This window comes from Brevibacterium picturae, from assembly GCF_030453725.1.
Classification (GTDB): Bacteria; Actinomycetota; Actinomycetes; order Actinomycetales; family Brevibacteriaceae; genus Brevibacterium; species Brevibacterium sandarakinum_A.
Genome location: NZ_JAKDJU010000287.1, coordinates 1 through 2,567, shown reverse-complemented (window position 1 = coordinate 2,567; position 2,567 = coordinate 1). Strand labels below are relative to the sequence as shown.

The following is a 2,567-nucleotide window of genomic DNA, read 5'->3' as shown; positions in this document are numbered from 1 at the left end:
GCCGAGCGCGCACTGGCCGACGTGCATGAGCGTGACGAGACGGTCGCACGACTGGAAGGACGGCTGATCGAGGCCGAGAAGTCCCGCCGCCTCACCGCCGACGACATCACCGACGGGATGATGGCGCGGGGCCTGAGCGCTTACTGGGGTCAGTACCAAAACGGCAACGACGAGGAAGTTGTCCGCGACATTCTCGCCTCCGCTCTCACCGAACCCCAGCGGCCCGAGGGTGCCGAGGACATCAAGCCCGAGATCCAGTCGTGGCTCAGGTCTGCTACCGGTGGCGTCGGCGCGCTCACGCCCGAGCGCGTGGAACGCCTGGCCGACTTCCTGGCCGAGCGTGGCGTCCGAGTCGTCACCGAGGAGCAGCCGTGAAGCGCCGCGCCAAGGTGCTCCGAATGCTGAGAATCGGGGTCGGCACGAGATACGGGCAGGGGTGGAGTGCGTGGGTCTACTACGACGACTGCCACCACATCAGCGGGGCGTTCAGTGTCCACCCCACCCACGCCGCCGCTCTCGCGCACGCAATCGAGCAGGTCTACCCGAAGGAGAGCCGATGACCACCGACGATTTCACCACCGCCGCACGCGCCGAAGGGCAGGCGCGCATCACAGCCATGCTCGAAGTGTCGGGAGCCTCCGCTGATATTCGTGCATGGTTCCCCGCTGGCTTCGAGAAGGGTGCCGTGTGGGCACGCGACCACCTCGCACAGCAGGAGCCGACCGACGCCGAGGTCGAAGCCGCCGCGCGGGAGATCGTCAAGCGGGTGTTCCTCCTATCGGAGGAGAGGCCGTGGGAGGACCCGGGGGTGGTCGGGGAGTGGAAGCCGGTCGCCCGCGCCGTTCTCACCGCCGCGAAGGAGGCCCGGTCATGATCCACTCCTTCCCCCTGCACGAGGGCTCTCCGATCGCCCGCGTATGGCTCGCACAGTGCGACGTGTGCGACCGATGGGTGCGGACGCCCTATCTGCGGGACGGCCCTGCACGAGACGCGATCATCGCGGACGGCTGGCGATCCGTGAACACCCACCCGATGGACACATGCCCGGACTGCCTGGCGCGAGAGGAGACACCGTGACCGTCTACAGCGACCGTGACGCGCTCCGACGCGTCATCGCCCAGCGCGACACCCTCAGTAAGCGGATCAACACCGCCATCGCTATCCATACCGAGGACGACGGGCGCTGCACGTACTGCCGACACCCTGACGGGACCGGAGAGTACACCAGCCCCGCATGGCCGTGCCCCACCGTCGCAGCGCTCACCGAGGAGACCCCGTGATCGACAGGACCCACAAGCACTGCGTCACCTGCTACCGACTGGGCGAGGAGGCTGAGCGCACCGCGAAGGAGCAGGGCACGGATCACTGGTCGTCCTACGACATGACCCCAGACGGCACCGAGCACTCCGCTCTCTACCTGGACAAGGAGACCCCGTGAAGCTCTACAAGCCCGTCCTGATCGATTCTGCTGAGCTTCCCATGGACAAGTTCCCCGAGGGCACGACCGCGACTCATCCTGACCACTGGCCCGTTGAGCGATGCTCATGCTCTCGCTGGGAGAGCGACGGCGCGGACCGATATGACCCTGACATGATCGGCTGGACGGCTCTCGTGCCCATCGAAGCCGAGGAGGAGACGATCCGTGACGGTGACTGGATCGCCCGCACCCAGGTCCGCTACATCACCGAATGGGAGGACGCATGACCCTTGAGCAGATCGACCCGGACAAGCTGCGGGCCGAAATGGAGGCCCTGGACCCCGACGACCTCGAAGCCGTCTACATCTTCCCGCACCAGGTGCTCGCCCTCCTCGAACAGATCGACCAGGCCGAGGCTGAGCGGGACTACCGGAAGCGCGAGAACAGGGAGCTGCGAGACCAGCTACGCCACATGATTGACTCGTGGCACTCCCTGGACGCACAGGTCGCCCGCGCTACCCAGGCCGAGGCTGAGCGGGACGAATGGCGACAGACCGCGCAGGACGAACACGCGGCGGCACTCGACCTGATCGAAGTCGTGAAGGAACGGGATGCGCGGATTCAAGCCGTCGATGCCGAACTGCTCTACGCCGAGCTGCACGGCAACCCCGAGGTGTGGACGCACGACATCCGCCGCGCACTGGAAGGATGACCGCATGAGCGACTACGACAACCGCCGCGCCGACGCCTACGAAGACCGCCTGCGCGTCATCCACGAGCTGACCAAGACCCCCGGACCGGCAGTCCTGATCCTCGAACAGATCGCCAAGCTCACCGACCCTGACGACGTGGAGAAGCTCAAGGGCCGCGCACTGGACGGTGACGCATGACCCGCTTGACGCTCGTCGGGTCCACCGACCAGGAAGCGCCACCGGGTGAACCCCGCGACGTGTTCATGACCCAGTACCAGGAAGCACGCGATCAGGTCGTGACCCTCCTCGAACGGCTCGGAGACCCGATCATGACCGGCATCCTCCACTCCGGAGGGAAGGTCAACCGGCAAGTCATGGTCGCCGCCCGCGAGCACGCTCAACGCGGCCCTCCGCAGTTGAGCGTGGTCGTGTCGTGACGCAAGACGGCTCGTGTCCTT

General features: G+C 66.5%; 10 protein-coding genes. All 10 read left to right on the top strand.

What is annotated here, in order from left to right:
• Positions 1-375 (top strand): hypothetical protein (locus tag L0G76_RS15660; protein ID WP_304358061.1); only part of this gene is annotated, 375 nt, incomplete at its 5' end.
• A gap of 23 nt (positions 376-398) precedes the next feature.
• On the top strand, positions 399-560 hold the full coding sequence (locus L0G76_RS15655) for a hypothetical protein (protein WP_304358060.1): 162 nt from the start codon (positions 399-401) through the stop codon (positions 558-560).
• Positions 557-874: a hypothetical protein gene (locus L0G76_RS15650; protein ID WP_304358059.1), complete on the top strand. Its 318-nt coding sequence runs from the start codon at positions 557-559 to the stop codon at positions 872-874. The genes L0G76_RS15655 and L0G76_RS15650 overlap by 4 nt, the downstream gene beginning before the upstream one ends.
• Complete coding sequence (locus L0G76_RS15645) at positions 871-1,077, top strand: hypothetical protein (protein WP_304358058.1); 207 nt, start codon at positions 871-873, stop codon at positions 1,075-1,077. The genes L0G76_RS15650 and L0G76_RS15645 overlap by 4 nt, the downstream gene beginning before the upstream one ends.
• A complete protein-coding gene (locus L0G76_RS15640; protein WP_304358057.1) occupies positions 1,074-1,280 on the top strand; it encodes a hypothetical protein in 207 nt (68 codons plus the stop codon). The genes L0G76_RS15645 and L0G76_RS15640 overlap by 4 nt, the downstream gene beginning before the upstream one ends.
• Positions 1,277-1,438: a hypothetical protein gene (locus L0G76_RS15635; RefSeq protein WP_304358056.1), complete on the top strand. Its 162-nt coding sequence runs from the start codon at positions 1,277-1,279 to the stop codon at positions 1,436-1,438. Before L0G76_RS15640 ends, L0G76_RS15635 begins: the two co-directional genes overlap by 4 nt.
• A complete protein-coding gene (locus L0G76_RS15630; protein ID WP_304358055.1) occupies positions 1,435-1,704 on the top strand; it encodes a hypothetical protein in 270 nt (89 codons plus the stop codon). The genes L0G76_RS15635 and L0G76_RS15630 overlap by 4 nt, the downstream gene beginning before the upstream one ends.
• Positions 1,701-2,129, top strand: a complete 429-nt coding sequence (locus L0G76_RS15625) for a hypothetical protein (protein WP_304358054.1) — start codon at positions 1,701-1,703, stop codon at positions 2,127-2,129. The genes L0G76_RS15630 and L0G76_RS15625 overlap by 4 nt, the downstream gene beginning before the upstream one ends.
• A gap of 4 nt (positions 2,130-2,133) precedes the next feature.
• A complete protein-coding gene (locus tag L0G76_RS15620; RefSeq protein ID WP_304358053.1) occupies positions 2,134-2,307 on the top strand; it encodes a hypothetical protein in 174 nt (57 codons plus the stop codon).
• Positions 2,304-2,546, top strand: coding sequence for a hypothetical protein (locus L0G76_RS15615; protein ID WP_304358052.1), 243 nt, complete (start codon positions 2,304-2,306; stop codon positions 2,544-2,546). Before L0G76_RS15620 ends, L0G76_RS15615 begins: the two co-directional genes overlap by 4 nt.
• Positions 2,547-2,567: the final 21 nt, after the last annotated feature.